General features: G+C 40.3%; 22 protein-coding genes, 1 tRNA gene and 1 other RNA gene. 16 read left to right on the top strand and 8 right to left on the bottom strand.

All coding sequences use genetic code 11. The features are described 5' to 3' along the window. The first annotated feature begins 41 nt into the window (after window positions 1-41). Window positions 42-299 (top strand): DUF896 family protein, encoded by a 258-nt coding sequence (locus QM956_RS09350; protein WP_000371291.1) that lies wholly within the window; start codon window positions 42-44, stop codon window positions 297-299. A 115-nt stretch (window positions 300-414) separates the two neighbouring features. Here the strand turns inward: QM956_RS09350 and QM956_RS09345 are convergent, their stop codons facing one another. Genes QM956_RS09345 through QM956_RS09335 form a run of 3 tightly spaced genes read right to left on the bottom strand, consistent with a single transcriptional unit; the run spans window position 415 to window position 3,266 of the window. Next, window positions 415-1,659 (bottom strand): NAD(P)H-dependent oxidoreductase, encoded by a 1,245-nt coding sequence (locus QM956_RS09345; protein WP_414302464.1) that lies wholly within the window; start codon window positions 1,657-1,659, stop codon window positions 415-417. An 18-nt stretch (window positions 1,660-1,677) separates the two neighbouring features. After that, a complete protein-coding gene (locus QM956_RS09340; RefSeq protein WP_000915951.1) occupies window positions 1,678-2,283 on the bottom strand; it encodes an NADPH-dependent FMN reductase in 606 nt (201 codons plus the stop codon). 59 nt (window positions 2,284-2,342) lie between these two features. Next, a complete protein-coding gene (locus QM956_RS09335) occupies window positions 2,343-3,266 on the bottom strand; it encodes an FAD:protein FMN transferase (protein ID WP_414302463.1) in 924 nt (307 codons plus the stop codon). 297 nt (window positions 3,267-3,563) lie between these two features. Between QM956_RS09335 and nox the strand changes: the two genes are divergently transcribed. The 3 genes from nox to pdxT all read left to right on the top strand — a co-directional run bounded on the left by nox (window position 3,564) and on the right by pdxT (window position 6,553). Next, a complete protein-coding gene (nox, locus tag QM956_RS09330; RefSeq protein WP_414302462.1) occupies window positions 3,564-4,943 on the top strand; it encodes a H2O-forming NADH oxidase in 1,380 nt (459 codons plus the stop codon). Between the two features lie 152 nt (window positions 4,944-5,095). Further along, on the top strand, window positions 5,096-5,971 hold the full coding sequence (gene pdxS, locus QM956_RS09325; protein WP_000138517.1) for a pyridoxal 5'-phosphate synthase lyase subunit PdxS: 876 nt from the start codon (window positions 5,096-5,098) through the stop codon (window positions 5,969-5,971). Next, window positions 5,972-6,553 (top strand): pyridoxal 5'-phosphate synthase glutaminase subunit PdxT, encoded by a 582-nt coding sequence (gene pdxT / locus QM956_RS09320; protein ID WP_414302461.1) that lies wholly within the window; start codon window positions 5,972-5,974, stop codon window positions 6,551-6,553. Window positions 6,554-6,573: 20 nt separating this feature from the next. On the opposite strand, the gene trhA is transcribed toward pdxT, so the two are convergent. Continuing rightward, the gene (gene trhA / locus QM956_RS09315; protein WP_414302460.1) at window positions 6,574-7,221 is read right to left on the bottom strand and encodes a PAQR family membrane homeostasis protein TrhA; all 648 of its coding nucleotides are present in this window, start codon (window positions 7,219-7,221) and stop codon (window positions 6,574-6,576) included. Continuing rightward, window positions 7,218-7,664 (bottom strand): DUF1836 domain-containing protein, encoded by a 447-nt coding sequence (locus QM956_RS09310; RefSeq protein WP_414302459.1) that lies wholly within the window; start codon window positions 7,662-7,664, stop codon window positions 7,218-7,220. Before QM956_RS09310 ends, trhA begins: the two co-directional genes overlap by 4 nt. 134 nt (window positions 7,665-7,798) lie before the next feature. On the opposite strand from QM956_RS09310, the gene QM956_RS09305 reads away from it, so the two are divergent. The 7 genes from QM956_RS09305 (at window position 7,799) to trxB (ending at window position 12,151) form a co-directional block, all read left to right on the top strand. Then, the gene (locus tag QM956_RS09305) at window positions 7,799-8,293 is read left to right on the top strand and encodes a GNAT family N-acetyltransferase (protein WP_227325638.1); all 495 of its coding nucleotides are present in this window, start codon (window positions 7,799-7,801) and stop codon (window positions 8,291-8,293) included. Further along, window positions 8,293-8,802 (top strand): methylated-DNA--[protein]-cysteine S-methyltransferase, encoded by a 510-nt coding sequence (locus tag QM956_RS09300; RefSeq protein ID WP_227325639.1) that lies wholly within the window; start codon window positions 8,293-8,295, stop codon window positions 8,800-8,802. The genes QM956_RS09305 and QM956_RS09300 overlap by 1 nt, the downstream gene beginning before the upstream one ends. A 12-nt stretch (window positions 8,803-8,814) precedes the next feature. Beyond that, complete coding sequence (locus QM956_RS09295; RefSeq protein WP_000889092.1) at window positions 8,815-9,171, top strand: arsenate reductase family protein; 357 nt, start codon at window positions 8,815-8,817, stop codon at window positions 9,169-9,171. Between the two features lie 157 nt (window positions 9,172-9,328). Continuing rightward, window positions 9,329-10,129 carry an amino acid ABC transporter permease gene (locus QM956_RS09290; protein WP_227325640.1) on the top strand — a complete coding sequence of 267 codons (801 nt, stop codon included), beginning with the start codon at window positions 9,329-9,331 and terminating at the stop codon, window positions 10,127-10,129. Further along, window positions 10,129-10,872, top strand: a complete 744-nt coding sequence (locus tag QM956_RS09285) for an amino acid ABC transporter ATP-binding protein (protein WP_227325641.1) — start codon at window positions 10,129-10,131, stop codon at window positions 10,870-10,872. Before QM956_RS09290 ends, QM956_RS09285 begins: the two co-directional genes overlap by 1 nt. Window positions 10,873-10,949: 77 nt before the next feature. Continuing rightward, on the top strand, window positions 10,950-11,174 hold the full coding sequence (locus QM956_RS09280; protein ID WP_000926599.1) for a DUF4059 family protein: 225 nt from the start codon (window positions 10,950-10,952) through the stop codon (window positions 11,172-11,174). A 65-nt stretch (window positions 11,175-11,239) separates the two neighbouring features. Further along, complete coding sequence (gene trxB / locus QM956_RS09275) at window positions 11,240-12,151, top strand: thioredoxin-disulfide reductase (protein ID WP_414302458.1); 912 nt, start codon at window positions 11,240-11,242, stop codon at window positions 12,149-12,151. Window positions 12,152-12,188: 37 nt separating this feature from the next. On the opposite strand, the gene rlmB is transcribed toward trxB, so the two are convergent. After that, entirely contained in the window at window positions 12,189-12,917 is a 729-nt protein-coding gene (rlmB, locus tag QM956_RS09270; RefSeq protein ID WP_247928496.1) for a 23S rRNA (guanosine(2251)-2'-O)-methyltransferase RlmB, read from the bottom strand. Window positions 12,918-12,961: 44 nt separating this feature from the next. Further along, complete coding sequence (def, locus tag QM956_RS09265) at window positions 12,962-13,573, bottom strand: peptide deformylase (RefSeq protein ID WP_001272956.1); 612 nt, start codon at window positions 13,571-13,573, stop codon at window positions 12,962-12,964. 174 nt (window positions 13,574-13,747) lie between these two features. Here def and QM956_RS09260 point away from each other — a divergent pair, with 174 nt between their 5' ends. The 5 genes from QM956_RS09260 to QM956_RS09240 all read left to right on the top strand — a co-directional run bounded on the left by QM956_RS09260 (window position 13,748) and on the right by QM956_RS09240 (window position 18,744). Then, window positions 13,748-15,073, top strand: coding sequence for a CapA family protein (locus QM956_RS09260; RefSeq protein WP_414302457.1), 1,326 nt, complete (start codon window positions 13,748-13,750; stop codon window positions 15,071-15,073). Between the two features lie 21 nt (window positions 15,074-15,094). Then, window positions 15,095-15,922, top strand: coding sequence for an HAD family hydrolase (locus QM956_RS09255; protein WP_000153519.1), 828 nt, complete (start codon window positions 15,095-15,097; stop codon window positions 15,920-15,922). A gap of 1 nt (window position 15,923) precedes the next feature. Continuing rightward, entirely contained in the window at window positions 15,924-16,559 is a 636-nt protein-coding gene (locus QM956_RS09250; protein WP_261020703.1) for an SGNH/GDSL hydrolase family protein, read from the top strand. A gap of 61 nt (window positions 16,560-16,620) precedes the next feature. Beyond that, window positions 16,621-16,968, top strand: a transfer-messenger RNA (tmRNA) gene (ssrA, locus tag QM956_RS09245). A gap of 441 nt (window positions 16,969-17,409) precedes the next feature. After that, on the top strand, window positions 17,410-18,744 hold the full coding sequence (locus QM956_RS09240; RefSeq protein WP_000094601.1) for an Nramp family divalent metal transporter: 1,335 nt from the start codon (window positions 17,410-17,412) through the stop codon (window positions 18,742-18,744). A 78-nt stretch (window positions 18,745-18,822) separates the two neighbouring features. Here the strand turns inward: QM956_RS09240 and QM956_RS09235 are convergent. Further along, window positions 18,823-18,910, bottom strand: a tRNA-Ser gene (locus QM956_RS09235). Window positions 18,911-18,945: the final 35 nt, after the last annotated feature.

Here is an 18,945-nt window from a genome sequence, read left to right as displayed (position 1 = left end):
ACTCAGTCAAACGGACTGTATCTTATCACAAAGGAGAAGAAATGGATCCGAAAAAAATCGCTCGTATCAACGAGCTTGCCAAAAAGAAAAAAACAGAAGGCTTAACTTCTGCTGAAAAAGTGGAACAAGCTAAACTTCGTGAGGAGTATATCGAAGGCTATCGTCGCTCTGTTCGTCACCACATTGAAGGAATCAAAATTGTGGACGAAGAAGGAAACGATGTTACACCAGAGAAACTACGTCAAGTCCAACGTGAAAAAGGGTTACATGGCAGAAGTCTTGATGATCCAAATTCATAAGCACTATTCTTTCTTTTAACAAAGATTGGTGAAATCATAATCAAAAGACTAGCAGATACAAACTGCTAGTCTTTTTTGGTTAAAAAAGGAACCAATTTGGTTCCTAAAACTACTATTAGTTGCTTGCTCCAGATGTAGCGTCTGCACCACCACCGTGGCCTCCAGCCTCACCTGCATCAGAAGCTCCAGATGTAGCATCTGCATCACCGTGACCATGTCCGCCAGCAGGAGCTGCAGCATTTCCACCAACTAGACGTTGACCAGTTGTATTGAGGTACCAATCAAGCCATGGTTGGAAGTTGAAGACTATTTCATTGATACCAGCGTATGATCCATCAGGATAGTACATAGCTTGATAGTTGTGAGTATTGATAACCCCTGCAGGAGATCCAGGAACGATTGTACGAACATATTCTTGATCACCATTACGCAGTACACCGACAACCCATTCAACATTTTTCATACGTCCACCGGGAAGTGAGTTATGGACAGTTGAGAGACGGTTACCAGATTGAGATGGTACACGTTTAGCAAACATGGTGTTTGGATCTTGGTGAACATTATTGTAGTATAAGAATTGGTTGTTATCATCTGCAAATGTCAATTCAAATGGCATTGCTTTCAAGAACATATCGATTTGGTTAACAGTTAAGATACCATGATCTAGTTTGACATAGGTATCACCTGAAACCGCACCAGTAATTTCAGCAACTTTTTCAACCCATTCTGGATCATCGGGATCAACTTCTGTGATTGTGGTAGCAATTGGTCTGCCACAATCCAAATCTTCTGGTTCAATTGGTTTTGGTTTTTTCAATTTTGAAACAACTCCTACATATTTTACAAAATTATCCAAGCAAGTTTCGAGGAATTTAACTGTTCCTTCATTCGTGATATTGCCCTCTGCGTCAAAAGCTTCTTTGGCTTTACCAAGAAGGAATTCGTTTCCAGGAAGTGTATAGGCATTGACACCTGGAGCGTCAAGAATCTTACGAAGGTGAACTTGGGCGCGAGAAGTACCTTGGTCGTAGTAAGAAGCTCCCACAATCATGACTGGTTTGTTTTCAAATGGATGAACTTCGTATGAAAGCCATTCAAGAACAGATTTAAGGGAAGCTGAGATTGTGTGGTTGTGCTCAGGAGTAGCGATAATGACACCATCAGCACGTGTAATTCTGTTATACAAGAGACGCAATTGGAAGCTTTCATCCCATTTCTCGTCTTGGTTAAATATTGGAACTTCGTCAATTTCAAGAACTTCTAATTCAAATTTAAGTTTGAAGTGACGACGGATAAATTCCAAGAGTTTACGGTTATATGATTGATCGTAGTTTGATCCTACAAGTCCAACAAATTTCATTCTTTTTGGTCTCCTATCTTACAAATTTTCCCAGTCAAAGTCTTCGGCATCTTTGCGAAGTAGTGCTTGTGCGTTACGCAATTTTTCTGTGATTTTTACAAAGATACGGAAGTCGTCAAAAGTAGCATCCAGTTTTTTGATAACATCAAGATCCACTAGGTCTCCACTTGGGTTGAAGGCTTGAAGAGAATGTGAAAGCAAGAATTCATCTGGAAGGACACTTGCTTTAATTTCTGGAGCATTCAAGATTTGGCGAAGTTGTAATTGGGCACGTGATGAACCAAGCGTACCGTAAGAAGCACCAGTAATCATGATTGGTTTGTTCAAAAGTGGGTAAATACCGTATGACAACCAAGCAAGAGCGCTCATCAAAACAGCTGGGATAGAGTGGTCATACTCAGGAGTACCGATAATAACGCCATCTGCCTCTTCAATTTTAGCAGCTATTTCTAGAATTTCAGCAGGTACTTGCTTGTCAGCTGGTTTATTGAAGACAGGAATGTCTTTAATTTCAACAAGTTCAATTTCAGCTTTTTCAGCAAAGTGTTTTTGCATGTATTGAAGCAATTGGCGGTTTGTAGAACGTTTTGAATTTGTTCCAACAATAGCAATAAGTTTTAGCATGAGATTTCCTTTCTCTTTTTACATAATACGATTTTAAAACTCTATTGAAACATCTATTTCTATAGAGTAGGAATTCCTGAGGAACAGCTTAGGTGACCTTCTTTATCGATGAGGATAGCTTCGATGCCCTCTAAACTTTCGACTTGCCAGAGGATGGAAGCGGGTCTTTCTCCAAATAGACGAGTTGTCCAGATTTCACCATCAACTGATTTATCAGAGATAATTGTGAGACTAGCTAGTTCCGTTTCAACAGGATATCCTGTTTGGCTGTCAAAGATGTGATGGTAATCTTTTCCATCGATTGTCAGGTGACGTTCATAAATGCCTGAAGTCACGACAGATTTATTGACAACAGGGATAGTCATTAAGTGATTTCCCCTCGGATTGGCTGGATCTTGAATCCCGATTTGCCAAGGCTGATTTCCTCTTGCCTGATTTTTTCCAATAGTCAGGATATTCCCTCCCAGATTGATCAAGGCAGATGTCACTCCCTCTTCTCTAAGAAATTGGGCAACTTTATCCGCACTATAACCCTTGGCTAAACAACCAAGATCGATCTTCATTCCTTTTTGTTTTAAAAACACAGTGGAAGTGGAAGAATCTAACTCGATATAATGAGGATTGATTAAAGGTATCACCGATTCAATTTCTTGAGGTTGGGCAACTTTGGCGTCTGAAAAACCGATACGCCAGGTTTGAATTAAGGGACCAATGCTGATATTGAGATGGCTAGAGGGCGCTAGGCTATGCTCTAACCCAAGTGAAATCAGTTCAAACAGGTCTGGATGAACCTTGACGGGGTCTATTCCTGCTTGATGATTGATTTCCATCAACTCCGATTCTTGACTATTGGCATTGAAGCGGTATTCCAGCTCTTTGAGCAAATCAAAGGATTTTTGGAGCAAGCTATCGGCTCGCTCATCTACTAATGAAATAGTGATAGTAGTCCCCATTAGGCGTTCGGAATGTGAACTAAGAGGCAAGCTACCAACTCCTTTCTCTTATGAAAAGAAGGCTGAAATATAGTAAATTTAACCCCTTACATTTTCTTTCCATGATACTAGCATACCATAAAGTCAGCGTTTTCACAAATAAAATTTGTAAACTTGTCAAGAAATATGCTCAGAAAATAAAGAGTAATTGTAAGAAATGCTGATAAAATACAGATTATTTACATTTTTTTACAAAAAAATCGGGAAAATCAGCTAAACTCTTGTAAACGCTAACAGTAAATGTTATACTAGAAGAGTAAATTTTTAATTAAAGGTAGGAATTTTTCTATGAGTAAAATCGTTGTAGTTGGTGCTAACCACGCTGGTACAGCATGTATTAATACTATGTTGGATAATTTTGGCAATGAGAACGAAATCGTTGTATTCGACCAAAACTCTAACATCTCTTTCCTAGGATGTGGAATGGCCCTTTGGATCGGTGAACAAATTGACGGTGCTGAAGGCTTGTTCTATTCTGATAAAGAAAAATTGGAAGCTAAAGGTGCTAAGGTTTACATGAACTCACCAGTTCTTTCAATCGACTATGATAAAAAAGTAGTTACAGCAGAAGTTGAAGGGAAAGAGCACAAAGAATCATACGAGAAATTGATTTTCGCTACAGGTTCTACACCAATCTTGCCACCAATCGAAGGTGTTGAAATTGTTAAAGGAAACCGCGAATTTAAAGCAACTCTTGAAAACGTACAATTCGTGAAATTGTACCAAAATGCTGAAGAAGTGATTCACAAATTGGCTGACAAGAGTCAGCACCTTGACCGTATCGCCGTTGTAGGTGGTGGTTATATCGGTGTTGAACTTGCTGAAGCCTTTGAGCGTCTTGGAAAAGAAGTTGTCCTTGTTGATATCGTTGATACTGTCTTGAACGGTTACTATGACAAAGACTTCACACAAATGATGGCGAAGAACTTGGAAGACCACAACATTCGCTTGGCTCTTGGTCAAACTGTTAAAGCAATCGAGGGTGACGGTAAAGTTGAACGCTTGATTACTGATAAAGAAACTTTCGATGTGGATATGGTTATCCTTGCAGTTGGTTTCCGTCCAAACACAGCACTTGCTGATGGTAAGATTGAACTCTTCCGTAACGGTGCTTTCCTTGTAAACAAGAAACAAGAAACTTCACTTCCTGGTGTATTTGCTGTTGGAGACTGTGCGACTGTTTATGACAACGCTCGTAAAGATACAAGCTACATCGCACTTGCTTCAAACGCAGTTCGTACTGGTATTGTTGGTGCTTACAATGCTTGTGGACATGAATTGGAAGGAATCGGTGTGCAAGGTTCAAACGGTATCTCAATCTACGGTCTTCACATGGTTTCAACTGGTTTGACTCTTGAAAAAGCTAAAGCTGCTGGTTACAACGCAACTGAAACAGGATTTAACGATCTTCAAAAACCAGAATTCATGAAACATGATAACCATGAAGTTGCCATCAAGATTGTCTTTGACAAAGATAGCCGTGAAATTCTTGGTGCACAAATGGTTTCACACGATTCTGCAATCAGCATGGGAATTCACATGTTCTCACTTGCTATTCAAGAGCATGTAACAATTGATAAATTGGCATTGACAGACCTATTCTTCTTGCCACACTTCAACAAACCATACAACTACATCACAATGGCTGCACTTACAGCTGAAAAATAAAAATGAATGAGCTATCTGGCCTTAAGCTAAGGTCAGATAGTTTTTTAGTCAATGTGTACCCATACAATTATCGTTTTTTTATCTTGTGATTCATTCTAATCTAACTTAAAATGAAATGGTAGCTACCAATACAAATGATGAGGATAAAATAAATGACTGAAAATCGTTATGAATTAAATAAAAACTTAGCACAAATGCTTAAAGGTGGCGTTATCATGGATGTTCAAAATCCTGAACAGGCCCGTATTGCAGAAGCTGCTGGTGCGGCAGCTGTGATGGCCTTGGAGCGGATTCCGGCTGATATTCGTGCAGCTGGTGGTGTTTCCCGTATGAGTGATCCAAAGATGATTAAGGAAATCCAAGAAGCGGTTAGTATTCCAGTGATGGCCAAGGTCAGAATCGGGCACTTTGTTGAAGCTCAGATTTTAGAGGCTATTGAGATTGACTATATTGATGAGAGTGAAGTTTTATCTCCAGCAGACGACCGTTTCCATGTGGACAAGAAAGAATTCCAAGTTCCTTTTGTCTGTGGTGCTAAGGATTTGGGTGAAGCCTTGCGTCGTATCGCTGAAGGTGCTTCTATGATTCGTACAAAAGGAGAACCGGGTACGGGGGATATCGTCCAAGCTGTTCGTCATATGCGTATGATGAATCAGGAAATTCGCCGCATTCAAAACCTACGTGAGGACGAACTTTATGTTGCTGCTAAGGACTTGCAAGTCCCTGTAGAATTGGTTCAATACGTCCATGAACATGGGAAATTGCCAGTTGTAAACTTTGCGGCTGGAGGTGTTGCAACGCCAGCAGATGCTGCTCTGATGATGCAATTAGGGGCAGAGGGTGTCTTTGTCGGTTCAGGTATTTTTAAGTCAGGAGATCCTGTTAAACGAGCGAGTGCCATTGTTAAAGCGGTAACTAACTTCCGTAATCCTCAAATCCTAGCTCAAATCTCTGAAGATTTAGGAGAAGCCATGGTTGGTATTAATGAAAATGAAATCCAAATTCTCATGGCTGAGCGAGGAAAATAGATGAAAATTGGAATATTGGCCTTGCAAGGTGCCTTTGCAGAACATGCAAAAGTGCTAGATCAATTAGGTGTCGAGAGTGTTGAAATCAGAAATCTAGATGATTTTCAGCAACATCAGAGTGATTTGTCGGGTTTGATATTACCTGGTGGGGAATCTACAACCATGGGCAAGCTCTTACGTGAGCAGGACATGCTGATTCCCATTCGAGAAGCAATTCTATCTGGCTTACCAGTGTTTGGGACCTGTGCGGGTTTAATTTTGCTGGCTAAGGAAATTACTTCTCAGGATGAGAGTCATCTAGGAACTATGGATATGGTGGTCGAGCGCAATGCCTATGGGCGCCAATTAGGAAGTTTCTATACGGAAGCAGAATGTAAGGGAGTTGGTCAGATTCCAATGACCTTTATCCGTGGTCCAATTATCAGCAGTGTTGGAGAAGATGTAGAAATTCTAGCAACAGTTGATAATCAAATCGTTGCAGCCCAAGAAAAAAATATGCTGGTAACCTCTTTTCATCCGGAATTGACTGATGATGTGCGCTTGCACCAGTACTTTATCAATATGTGTAAAGAAAAAAGTTGAGATTGAATTTCTCAACTTTTTTACATGTAATAAACAATGGCGATGTATTGGAGGGCAGATGCTGCTAGGATAAAGAGATGCCAAATCATGTGGAAATAAGGTTTTTTCTTGGCGTAAAATCCAGCCCCAACTGTATAACAGAGTCCGCCAGTTACCATGAGACTCCAGAAAATTGGCGTTGTTTGACTGATAATGGCGGGAATGATAGCCAGAACCAACCAGCCCATAATCAGGTAAAGAGCAAGGCTAAATTTCTCATTGACTTTTTTAGCAAAGATTTTATAGAGAATACCAAAGATGGTCGTTCCCCACTGGATGGCAATAATTAGATAGCCAAACCAGTTATTCATCAAGGTTAAGACGACTGGCGTATAAGAGCCTGCGATAGCCACATAAATCATCGAATGGTCAATGATTCGCAAGACGTATTTGTGGGTCGAACCATAGGCCATAGAGTGGTAAATGGTGGATGAGAGGAACATGAGAAAGAGACTGATAACTAAAATGGAAACGCCGATAGAGGATAAAAAGCCATGTGCTTCGTAACTATAGGTGGATGAAATAGGGAGTAAGATGAGCATTGTGACTGCACCCACAGCGTGGGTCACACTATTAGCAATCTCCTCTCCAAAACTGAGTTGTTTGCTGAGTTTAAGACTAGTGTTCATTGGATTACCTCCTCTTGAGTATGATCGATTAAGGCTAGAGTTTGATGATAGAGTTTAACAGTTTGGCAGCTAGTTTGGATGATAGGGTTAGCTGGGTCAACTCCTTGGTTCATGTAGTCCACAAAAGCATCGTAGAGTTGCTCTGAACTTGCTTGACTTTGTAGAGTATTAAGTGTCTGGGCTATTTCTTGAATAGAGAATACCGACTTGAGGGTTGTGATAGCAATCAGACGGGCAATCTGTTGGCGTTGGTATTTTTTCTTGTCAGGCTTTGTCAGGTAACCATGTTTGACATAATTGTTGACCATAGATGCTGTTAGGCCCTTGTCTTTATCAGTAGAGATAGGGGCGCAGACCTGATTGACATAGAGCAAAACCTGGTCCAGATAGAGGTCAATATTTGGGATTTCTGCCCATTTTGGGTAGGAAAAGGTAGTTTTCATTTCCGACTCCTTTTTATCTAGTTATAATAACTAGATTATAAAATAATAAAAACAGAAAGTCAAGTTTTAACTGCTTGTAGAAAGACTTAAATTATGCTATGATGGGAGAAACTAGTCAGAAATGAGGAGAAAAGATGGAAATTCGTTTAGCTTTTCCAAATGAAGTAGATGCCATCATGCAGGTGATGGAGGATGCTAAAAAATGTTTAGCAGATGCTGGTAGTGACCAGTGGCAAAATGGCTATCCAAATGCTGATATTATTATTGAGGATATTATCTCAGGTCAAGCCTACGTAGCCTTGGAAGAGGGAGAACTACTAGCTTATGCAGCTGTGACCAAGAGTCCAGAGGCAGCCTATGAAGCCATTTATGAAGGCAACTGGCAAGCTGGGGAGTCAGAGTACCTAGTCTTTCACCGTATTGCTGTGGCATCAGATGTCCAGGGACAGGGGGTTGCTCAGACTTTCCTGGAAGGCTTAATTGAAGGATTTGATTACCTAGATTTTCGCTCAGATACGCATGTTGCAAACAAGGTCATGCAGCATATCTTTGAAAAACTCGGTTTTAAACAGGTTGGTAAGGTTCCAGTTGATGGCGAACGCTTGGCCTATCAAAAATTGAAGAAATAATGCAAAAGAAGTACGTAAAAATACTCTACTTTTCGCCAATAGGAACCTTGTCTTTGGTTGCCGACGAGCAATATTTGTATGGCATTTGGGTGCAGGAGCAGAAGCATTTTGAGAGGGGACTAGGAGATGAAACGATAGAAGCAGTTGTTAGTCATCCCATTTTAGATCCAGTTATTACTTGCTTAGATGCTTACTTTAAAGGCAAGTCTCAGGATTTATCCAACTTGCCCTTGGCTCCAATCGGAACGGATTTTGAAAAGCGAGTTTGGTCCTATTTACAGGAAATTCCTTATGGTCAGACAGTGACCTATGGACAAATAGCCCAAGAGCTACAAGTGGATTCTGCTCAAGCAATTGGTGGAGCAGTGGGGCGCAATCCTTGGTCTATCCTAGTACCTTGTCATCGTGTGCTGGGCGCAGGTAAGCGTCTGACAGGGTATGCTGCAGGAGTGGAAAAGAAAGCTTGGCTCTTGGAGCATGAAGGCGCAGATTTTAAAGATATAAAATAGAAAGTGAAAGACATGTTAGAATTTATCGAATACCCAAAATGTTCAACTTGTAAAAAAGCAAAACAAGAATTAAACCAACTCGGTGTGGACTATAAAGCCGTTCATATCGTCGAAGAAACACCTAGCCAAGAAGTCATTTTAAACTGGCTAGAAACCTCAGGGTTCGAGTTGAAGCAATTTTTCAACACTAGTGGGATTAAATACCGTGAATTGGGGCTGAAAGATAAGGTAGGAAGCCTGTCAAACCAAGAAGCAGCTGAGTTGCTAGCAAGTGACGGTATGTTGTTAAAACGGCCCATTTTAGTAGAAAATGGAACTGTTAAGCAAATCGGTTATCGAAAACCTTATGAAGAATTGGGATTGAAATAGTTTTTACTTATCTCTTTGATAGATAAAATATATAACCTCCCTGTTTCAAAGTATGATAAACTAGTAGGTAGACAAAGTCTGTACCTGACCGTAGCAAATAATTTCATTGACGGCAGAAGTATGGTAGAATGAATCATTATCAGGAGAGGATGTTTTTATGAATGTTACAACGATTTTAGCATCAGATTGGTACCAAAACTTGATGCAATTGATTCCAGATGGCAAGCTGTTTAGCCTGCGTTCGGTCTTTGATGGAATTCCGAGAATTGTCCAACAACTTCCAACAACGATTATGTTGACAATTGGTGGTGCTCTTTTTGGTTTGGTTTTGGCACTTCTTTTTGCCATTGTGAAGATCAATCGTGTCAAGATTTTATATCCCTTGCAGGCCTTCTTTGTTAGTTTCTTAAAAGGGACACCGATTTTGGTGCAACTCATGTTGACCTACTACGGAATCCCTTTGGCTTTGAAAGCCCTCAATCAGCAATGGGGAACTGGTTTCAATATCAATGCTATTCCAGCAGCTGCTTTTGCGATTGTTGCCTTTGCTTTTAATGAGGCAGCTTATGCTAGTGAAACCATTCGTGCAGCCATTCTCTCAGTTAATCCTGGTGAGATTGAGGCGGCACGTAGTTTGGGTATGACCCGAGCGCAAGTTTATCGTCGCGTGATTATTCCAAATGCGGCCGTTGTGGCGACTCCAACCTTGATTAATTCCCTAATCGGCTTGACCAAGGGAACTTCTCTAGCCTTTAGTGCGGGTGTTGTGGAAGTCTTTGCCCAAGCTCAGATTCTGGGTGGAGCTGATTATCGTTACTTTGAACGGTTCATCTCCGTTGCCCTTGTTTATTGGGTAGTAAATATCGGTATTGAGAGCCTCGGTCGTTTCATCGAGAGAAAAATGGCTATTTCTGCACCCGATACAGTGCAAGCAGATGTGAAAGGAGACCTTCGTTAATGATTAAGATTTCGAATTTAAGCAAATCCTTTTCAGGACAGACTGTCTTGGATCATCTGGACTTAGATATTCAAAAAGGGGAAGTTGTAGCCTTGATTGGTTCTTCAGGAGCTGGAAAATCAACCTTCCTTCGCAGTCTCAATTATCTTGAAACACCTGACAGTGGCTCTATTCAGATTGATGATTTCTCAGTTGATTTTTCTAAAATCACTCAAGAAGAAATCCTTGCCCTACGCCGTAAGCTGTCTATGGTTTTCCAACAGTTTAATTTGTTTGAACGCCGCACGGCACTTGATAATGTGAAAGAAGGCTTGGTTGTTGTCAAGAAATTATCTGACCAAGAAGCAACTAAGATTGCCAAGGAAGAGTTGGCTAAGGTTGGGCTTTCTGACCGTGAAAACCATTACCCTCGACATTTATCAGGTGGACAAAAGCAACGGGTTGCCTTAGCGCGTGCACTCGCTATGAAACCAGATGTCTTGCTCTTAGACGAACCAACTTCAGCCCTTGACCCAGAATTGGTTGGTGAAGTAGAAAAATCTATTGCAGATGCTGCTAAGTCAGGTCAAACTATGATTTTGGTTAGTCATGATATGTCCTTTGTAGCCCAAGTGGCTGATAAGATTCTCTTCTTAGATAAGGGAAAAATCATTGAGTCTGGAACTCCGGATGAGATTATCCACTATCCTAAAGAAGAGCGGACAAAAGAATTCTTTGCTAGTTACAAACGGACTTATATTTGATATAATAGATAAAGGAAAACTCAGTTAGCTGGACTAGCTGAGTTTACTCTTTAAAAAAGATAGAAATGAGAGAAATCATGCTACTGCAACTATTTTCTTTATATTTCGAGAGTTTGATCTTGACTACCATCCTCGTCCTGATTTTTTTAGGGATTTGGATTGGACTGAGAGCCATGTCGGGAGTTGATAAGACAGCCAAGGCTCGCCAAGCACATCTCTATGATATGATTATGATTGGTGTCTTGGTTGTTCCAGTATTATCCTTTGCGGTTATGAGTTTAATTCTTGTTTTCAAGGCATAATCCTTGCATGATTGACAAGAAAGAGTTAGAATAAAGATAGTTACAACAAGAAAGAAGGAAACTATATGTACGATACTATTATTATCGGTGCTGGTCCTGCAGGAATGACTGCAGCCTTGTATGCTGCTCGAAGCAATCTCAAAGTAGGCTTGATTGAAGGTGGTCTGCCAGGTGGTCAGATGAATAATACCTCTGATATCGAAAATTACCCAGGATACGCTAATATTAGTGGGCCAGAATTGGCAGAAAAAATGTTTGAACCGCTTGAAAATCTTGGTGTTGAGCACATTTATGGTTATGTTGAAAATGTAGAAGACCATGGTGATTTTAAGAAAGTGATGACTGATGTCCAAACATATGAAACACGTACAGTTATCGTAGCAACTGGTTCTAAACACCGTCCTTTGGGAGTACCTGGAGAAGAAGAACTGAACAGTCGTGGTGTTTCTTACTGTGCCGTGTGTGATGGTGCTTTCTTCCGTGACCAAGATTTGTTGGTAGTTGGTGGTGGAGATTCAGCTGTTGAAGAAGCCCTCTTCTTGACTCGTTTTGCTAAGACTGTTACCATTGTTCACCGTCGTGACCAACTTCGTGCACAAAACGTTTTACAAGACCGTGCTTTCGCTAATGAGAAAATCAGCTTTATCTGGGATTCTGTAGTGAAGGAAATTAAGGGTGAAAACCGAGTAGAATCTGTCGTTTTTGAAAATGTAAAAACAGGTCAAGTGACAGAACAAGCCTTCGGAGGTGTCTTTATCTATGTTGGTTTGGACCCTCTTAGCGATTTTGTTAAAGAATTGAATATCCAAGATCAGGCAGGATGGATTGTGACAGATAACCACATGAAAACTGCAGTTGATGGTATCTTTGCAGTTGGAGATGTTCGCTTGAAGGACCTCCGCCAAGTAACAACAGCAGTTGGAGATGGAGCTATCGCTGGTCAAGAAGCTTACAAGTTTATCACCGAACATAGTTAATCATAAAAAGTTTCCAATCAGATGACTGGAAACTTTTTTATAGTCTATTTCGGAAAACTTCGTACATGAGAATGGCTGCAGCAACACTGGCATTAAGACTTTGAACATGTCCATTCATCGGAATGGTAATCATTTCATCGACCTGTTTTTTGATGTTGCTAGAAATGCCTTTTCCTTCATTTCCGATGATGAGGGCGATTTTCCCTTTTGTATTCCATTTATGGCAAGGAGTCCCATTCATATCTGTTCCAAAGGTCCAGAAGCCTTCATCCTTGAGTTTATCTAAAGTTTGACTGAGATTGGTTACTCGGGCAATCGGAACGTGTTCAATAGCACCTGTGGCCGTTTTAGCAACGACAGGAGTAACTCCGACAGCACGGTGCTTGGGAATGATGACTCCTGAAACATTGGTCGCATCAGCGGTTCTTAAGATGGAGCCTAAGTTGTGAGGATCAGTTAAGCCATCCAGAATCAATAGAAGTGGATTTTCTTCTTGACGCGTTTTGGCAAGAATGTGATCTAGATCGCTATAGGCAAATTCAGATACTCGTAGAACAAAACCTTGGTGGACAGCACCTTCGGTCATCTCAGAGAGGGATTTTTTTGAAGTCCAAGAAATGGACACCTTCTTTTCTGTAGCCAGTTCCTTGACTTTCTCAAGATTCTTACCTCGGAGATCTTCTTGGAGGTAAAGTTTGTTTCCTGTGTTTGCAAGGAGGGCTTCGGTAACGGCGTGGACGCCATAGACAATATCATTTGTTTTCATGCCTCTATTATAACACAAAACCCCGTCTTGCAACGGGATTTTCTTTATTCTAGAATTAGTAAACCATCTTTAACTGCAAATGGGTCTTTTTCATTGATACGATCGTAAAACATGATTCCGTTAATGTGGTCAATTTCATGCTGAACAACGATGGAGTTGTAGCCTTTGAGTTTGATACGGTGTTTTTCTCCATCCTTGTCAAAGTAGTCAACCGTAACGCGGGCATGGCGAACTACATAGCCAGGTACGTTGCGGTCAACAGACAGGCAACCTTCTCCTTCACCAAGAGCAGCGTCTTGAACAGAGTGAGAGACGATTTTTGGATTGTACATAATAGCTTGCAAGTCGTAAGCTTCCTGTGGAGTTTCGCCTTCTTCGACAATGTTTGGCACCAAAACAGCGATAATACGTTTTGATATATCTAATTGAGGGGCAGCAAGTCCAACCCCACCGCGTAGTCCCATTTTTTCAGCCATGACAGGATCTTGGGAATGTTTGAGGAATTGCATCATCTTTTCGCCAAGGATGATTTCCTGATCAGACAAGGGGAAAGTGACTTCCTCAGCAACCGCGCGTAGAGTAGGATTCCCTTCGCGGATAATATCGTTCATATCAATTAAGTGAGCAGCTTTTGTAATACGTTCTATAGCAGACATTTTCTCTCCTTTCATTACCTCTACATGATATCACAAAATGACAAGGATTGAAAGCATTACGGCATCGAGCTTTTATAGAAAATGCCTACTAGGTTCGATTCAATTGTGAAAGAATTACTTATCTGTGATATAATAAAAAGAAAAGGCTTGCATTAGAAAGTGGGGAGAATGAAGATGCAAAGAAGACAAGATAGACATAAACGTGGACCAGTTTTTCGTTTTATGAGGGGTTTTGTAAACTTTTTTAGGAGTTACCGCAAGTGGAGTAATAAGGGATTTGTGGCGATACTCTTGCTAGCTGTTGCTTTATCAATGGGTTTGGTCTTGTTGTTTGAAAGTTTCCAAGGAATCCCCTTGACCAGTCAAAAAAAGGATGCCATTTCTCAAGAAGCAAATAAGACCAATCAAAATGCTAAAGATCAGGAGGAGGAAAAAACTGCTAGAATTATGGCAAACGGGGACCTCCTCTATCATATTCCCATCTATCGTTCTGCCTTAAAAGAAGATGGTACCTATGATTTTCATGAAAATTTTGATTATGTGAAACCATGGCTCAAACAAGCAGACTTGATTATAGGTGATTTTGAAGGCACTGTTAACAAGGACCACTATTTGGCAGGTTATCCTCTCTTTAATGCACCTGGCGAAGTTATGGATGCCATCAAGGATGCCGGTTATCAAGTGCTAGACTTGGCGCATAACCATATCCTAGATTCACAAATAGAAGGTGTGGTTTCAACAGCAGATGCTATTGAGAAGGCAGGAATGACACCGATTGGAGTGTATACGCATGAGTCCCGTGATCAAGCTCCACTGGTTATCAAGGAAGTGAACGGCATCAAGGTTGCACTTTTGGCCTATTCTTATGGTTTTAATGGAATTGAGCAAAGTATTTCTCAAGAAGACTATAACCGCTATCTTTCAGACCTAAATGAAGACAAGATGAAGGCTGAAATTGAACGGGCTGAGAAGGAAGCGGATATTACCATTATCATGCCTCAAATGGGTGTGGAGTATCGCTTGGAACCAACTGAAGAACAAAAGGCTCTTTATCACAAGATGATTGATTGGGGAGCTGATATTATCTTTGGAGGGCACCCTCACGTAGTTGAACCATCTGAAACGGTTGAAAAAGATGGAGACAAGAAACTCATTATCTATTCAATGGGGAATTTCATTTCCAATCAACGAATTGAAACCATGCAAGATGAAGAGAATGCTAAGTGGACAGAGCGTGGTGTTCTTATGGATGTGACCATTAAGAAAAAGGATGGCAAGACGACAATCGAAACTGCCAAAGCACATCCTTCTTGGGTAAATCGTACACCGAAAGGAACCTATTCTCCAGAAGGTTATCCACTATTCCTATACCAAACTTATATCTTAGAAGATTTTATCGAGGGTGGTAGTCATCGTGACCAGTTAGATGAAGCGACTAAGGAACGAATTGATACAGCCTACAAAGAAATGAACGAACATGTGGGATTGAAGTGGGACTAGCTTGAATCCAGAGGAAAGTAAATGACGATTAAGGTAATTGCAACAGATATGGATGGGACCTTGCTGGATGCTAGAGGCCAGCTTGATCTCCCACGTTTGGAAAAGATTTTAGATCAGTTGGATCAAAGGGGTATTCGTTTTGTCATTGCGACTGGGAATGAAATTCACCGCATGAGGCAACTACTGGAGCACTTGGTCGATCGAGTGGTTCTGGTCGTTGCAAACGGTGCTCGTATTTTTGAAAACAATGAACTGATTCAGGCTCAGACTTGGGATGATGCCATTGTCGATAAGGCTTTGGCTCATTTTAAGGGTCGAGCGTGTCAGGATCAGTTTGTTGTAACGTCTATGAAGGGTGGTTTCGTCAAAGAAGGTACGATTTTTACAGACCTTGAAAGTTTTATGACTCCAGAAATGATTGAAAAATTCTACCAACGGATGCAATTTGTGGACGAATTAACCTCTGACCTCTTTGGTGGTGTGCTCAAGATGAGTATGGTTGTTGGTGAGGAACGTTTGAGTTCGGTCTTGGAAGAAATCAATGACCTCTTTGATGGCCGTGTTCGTGCTGTATCGAGTGGCTATGGTTGCATTGATATCCTTCAAGCTGGAATTCATAAAGCATGGGGCTTGGAAGAATTACTCAAGCGCTGGGACTTGACCTCCCAACAAATCATGGCTTTTGGTGACAGTGAAAATGATGTTGAAATGCTTGAAATGGCTGGAATTGCCTATGCGATGGAAAATGCTGATGATAAAGCCAAAGCTGTGGCTACTGCTCTAGCGCCAGCTAACAGCCAAGGAGGAGTTTATCAAATCTTGGAAAACTGGTTAGAAAAAGGAGAATGAAGTGGCAGTACAGTTATTAGAAAATTGGTTACTAAAGGAACAAGAAAAAATCCAAACCAAGTATCGTCACTTAAATCAGGTTTCTGTTGTAGAGCCAGATGTTCTTTTTATTGGGGATTCCATTGTCGAGTATTATCCTATACAGGAGCTATTTGGAACTTCAAAGACGATTGTCAATCGAGGCATTCGAGGTTATCAGACAGGGCTGTTACTTGAGAACCTCGATGCGCATCTGTACGGTGGAGCAGTAGATAAAATTGTCCTTTTAATTGGGACAAATGATATCGGAAAAGATGTGCCTGTGAATGAGGCTCTCAATAACCTCGAAGCTATCATACAATCCATTGCTCGCGATTATCCATTGACTGAGATTAAATTGCTTTCTATTTTGCCAGTCAATGAGGGAGAAGAGTACAAGCAGACAGTCTATATCCGCACGAATGAAAAAATTCAGAAATGGAATCAAGCCTATCAAGAGCTTGCTTCTGCCTATATGCAGGTAGAATTTGTGCCAGTTTTTGATAGTTTGACAGACCAGGCAGGTCAACTCAAAAAAGATTATACAACTGATGGGTTGCACCTTAGTGTTGCTGGTTATCAGGTTTTGACAAAATCTTTGAAAGACTATCTTTTGTAGTTAATTGCTTTCCTTTTTGCATTTTTGTGTTAGATAAGGTATAATGGTTTTATTGTCTTTTGGGGTCGTTACGGATTCGACAGGCATTATGAGGCATATTTTGCGACTCGTGTGGCGACGTAAACGCTCAGTTAAATATAACTGCAAAAAATAACACTTCTTACGCTCTAGCTGCCTAAAAACCAGCAGGCGTGACCCGATTTGGATTGCTCGTGTTCAATGACAGGTCTTATTATTAGCGAGATACGATCAAGTCTTGTCTAGCGGCTTGATAAGAGATTGATAGACTCGCGGTTTCTAGGCTTGAGTTATGTGTCGAGGGACTGTTAAACGAATACATAACCTATGGTTGTAGACAAATATGTTAGCAGATGTTTGGACGTGGGTTCGACTCCCACCGGCTCCATTGATAATTTACATTGTTTTGTAAATCTTTCTAAAACGTTGTTTTTACAACGTTTTTTATTTTATTCTTTGGTATTCTTTTGCAAAAAAAGAATACAACATTTTGTTGTATCCTAAATATTAAATCAAGTCCTGAATTTTCTTAAGTTTTTATCATATTTTCTGTTATAATTAAGGTGCCTTAAGAAAAATAATGAAAAAACTAAATGTTTTTCATATAGTTTTCATTTTTGTGTTATAATTAAGGTGCCTTAAGAAAAATATTAAGGTGCCTTAAGAAAAATATTAAGGTGCCTTAAGAAAAATATTAAGGTGCCTTAAGAAAAATAATGAAAAAACTAAATGTTTTTCATATAGTTTTCATTGTTTTAATAGTTTAAAGTCAATCTTATTTTTCTCTAATAGAAAATAATGAAAAAGTAGGTTTAGAAAGAGGTAAGTATCTATGTCTTCTCATAAAAAAGTGTCACTCTCTGAGATTAATCAATCTATCGATACTCCAAATAACAATCATTTCTGGCAAAATTTAAATGCCTTTTTAGGTCCGGGTGCTCTTGTCGCAGTTGGTTATATGGATCCAGGAAACTGGATTACCAGTGTAGTCGGTGGTGCTTCCTATAAGTATAGTCTCTTGTTTGTTATCTTGATTTCATCTCTCATTGCCATGCAACTTCAGCAGATGGCAGGAAAGCTTGGTATTGTAACCCAGATGGACCTGGCTCAAGCAACGGCTCATCATTCACCTAAATGGCTTCGTTATAGTCTATGGGTGATTTTAGAATTAGCCTTGATGGCGACAGATCTGGCAGAAGTTCTAGGTTCAGCGATTGCTCTCAATCTTCTCTTTAAGATTCCGATTATGATAGCAATTCTCTTGACCGTGTTGGATGTTTTTCTCTTATTGCTTCTGATGAAATTTGGCTTTAAGAAGATTGAAGCTATTGTGACAACACTGATTTTAACCATTCTAGCAATTTTTACCTATCTGGTAGCTTTGTCACATCCAAGCTTCCAAGGAATCGTTGAGGGTTATCTACCGAATGCAACCTTATTTGAAAGTCCCTTGCCAGGGCATGAAAGTCAATTAACCTTGGCACTAGGGATCGTGGGAGCAACGGTTATGCCCCATAACCTCTATTTGCATTCTTCCTTGTCACAAACTCGGAAAATCAATCACAAGGACAAGAATGATGTTCGAAAAGCCGTGCGCTTTATGACCTGGGATTCAAATCTCCAATTATCCTTGGCCTTTGTGGTTAACTCCCTTCTATTAATTCTCGGGGCGGCTCTCTTTTTCGGCCATGCATCTGAGATTTCTGCCTTCTCTCAAATGTATAATGCCTTGCAGGATTCTACTATTGCAGGAGCTATAGCTAGCTCGACCTTATCAACCTTGTTTGCCTTGGCTTTATTAGCCAGTGGTCAAAATTCGACAATTACGGGTACCTTGACTGGACAAATCGTTATGGAAGGTTTCTTGCATATGAGATTACCTCAATGGTTCATTCGTTTGGCAACTCGTCTCTTTGCCTTGTTGCCTGTCATGATTGTAGCGGTTCTGTTTGGTCATCAGGAAAAAACATTAGATCAGTTATTGGTTTATTCACAAGTCTTTCTTTCGATTGCTCTTCCATTTTCAATCTTCCCACTGATTTATCTAACTTCTAAGAAATCACTGATGGGAGAATTTACCAATGCCAAATGGAATACCATCCTTGGCTATATCGTTTCCATTATCTTAACAATTCTCAATGTGAAATTGTTATTTGATATTTTCTAAGAAATTCACCCGAGTTATAAAACAAGCATATAAGAAAAAAGATACCCAAGATTTCTTGGGTATCTTTTTTAAAATAAACGGAAGACATGGGATTCGAACCCACGCACGCTGTTACACGCCTACCGCGTTTCCAACACGGCCTCTTAAGCCTCTTGAGTAATCTTCCAATACTTACTCAAATAGTCTACCATAAAGGCTCTT

The sequence above is a fragment of the Streptococcus mitis genome, assembly GCF_047460035.1.
GTDB classification, from domain to species: domain Bacteria; phylum Bacillota; class Bacilli; order Lactobacillales; family Streptococcaceae; genus Streptococcus; species Streptococcus mitis_DW.
The sequence above is the reverse complement of the archived record's forward strand: the minus strand, read 5'-3'. Positions and strand labels throughout refer to the sequence as shown.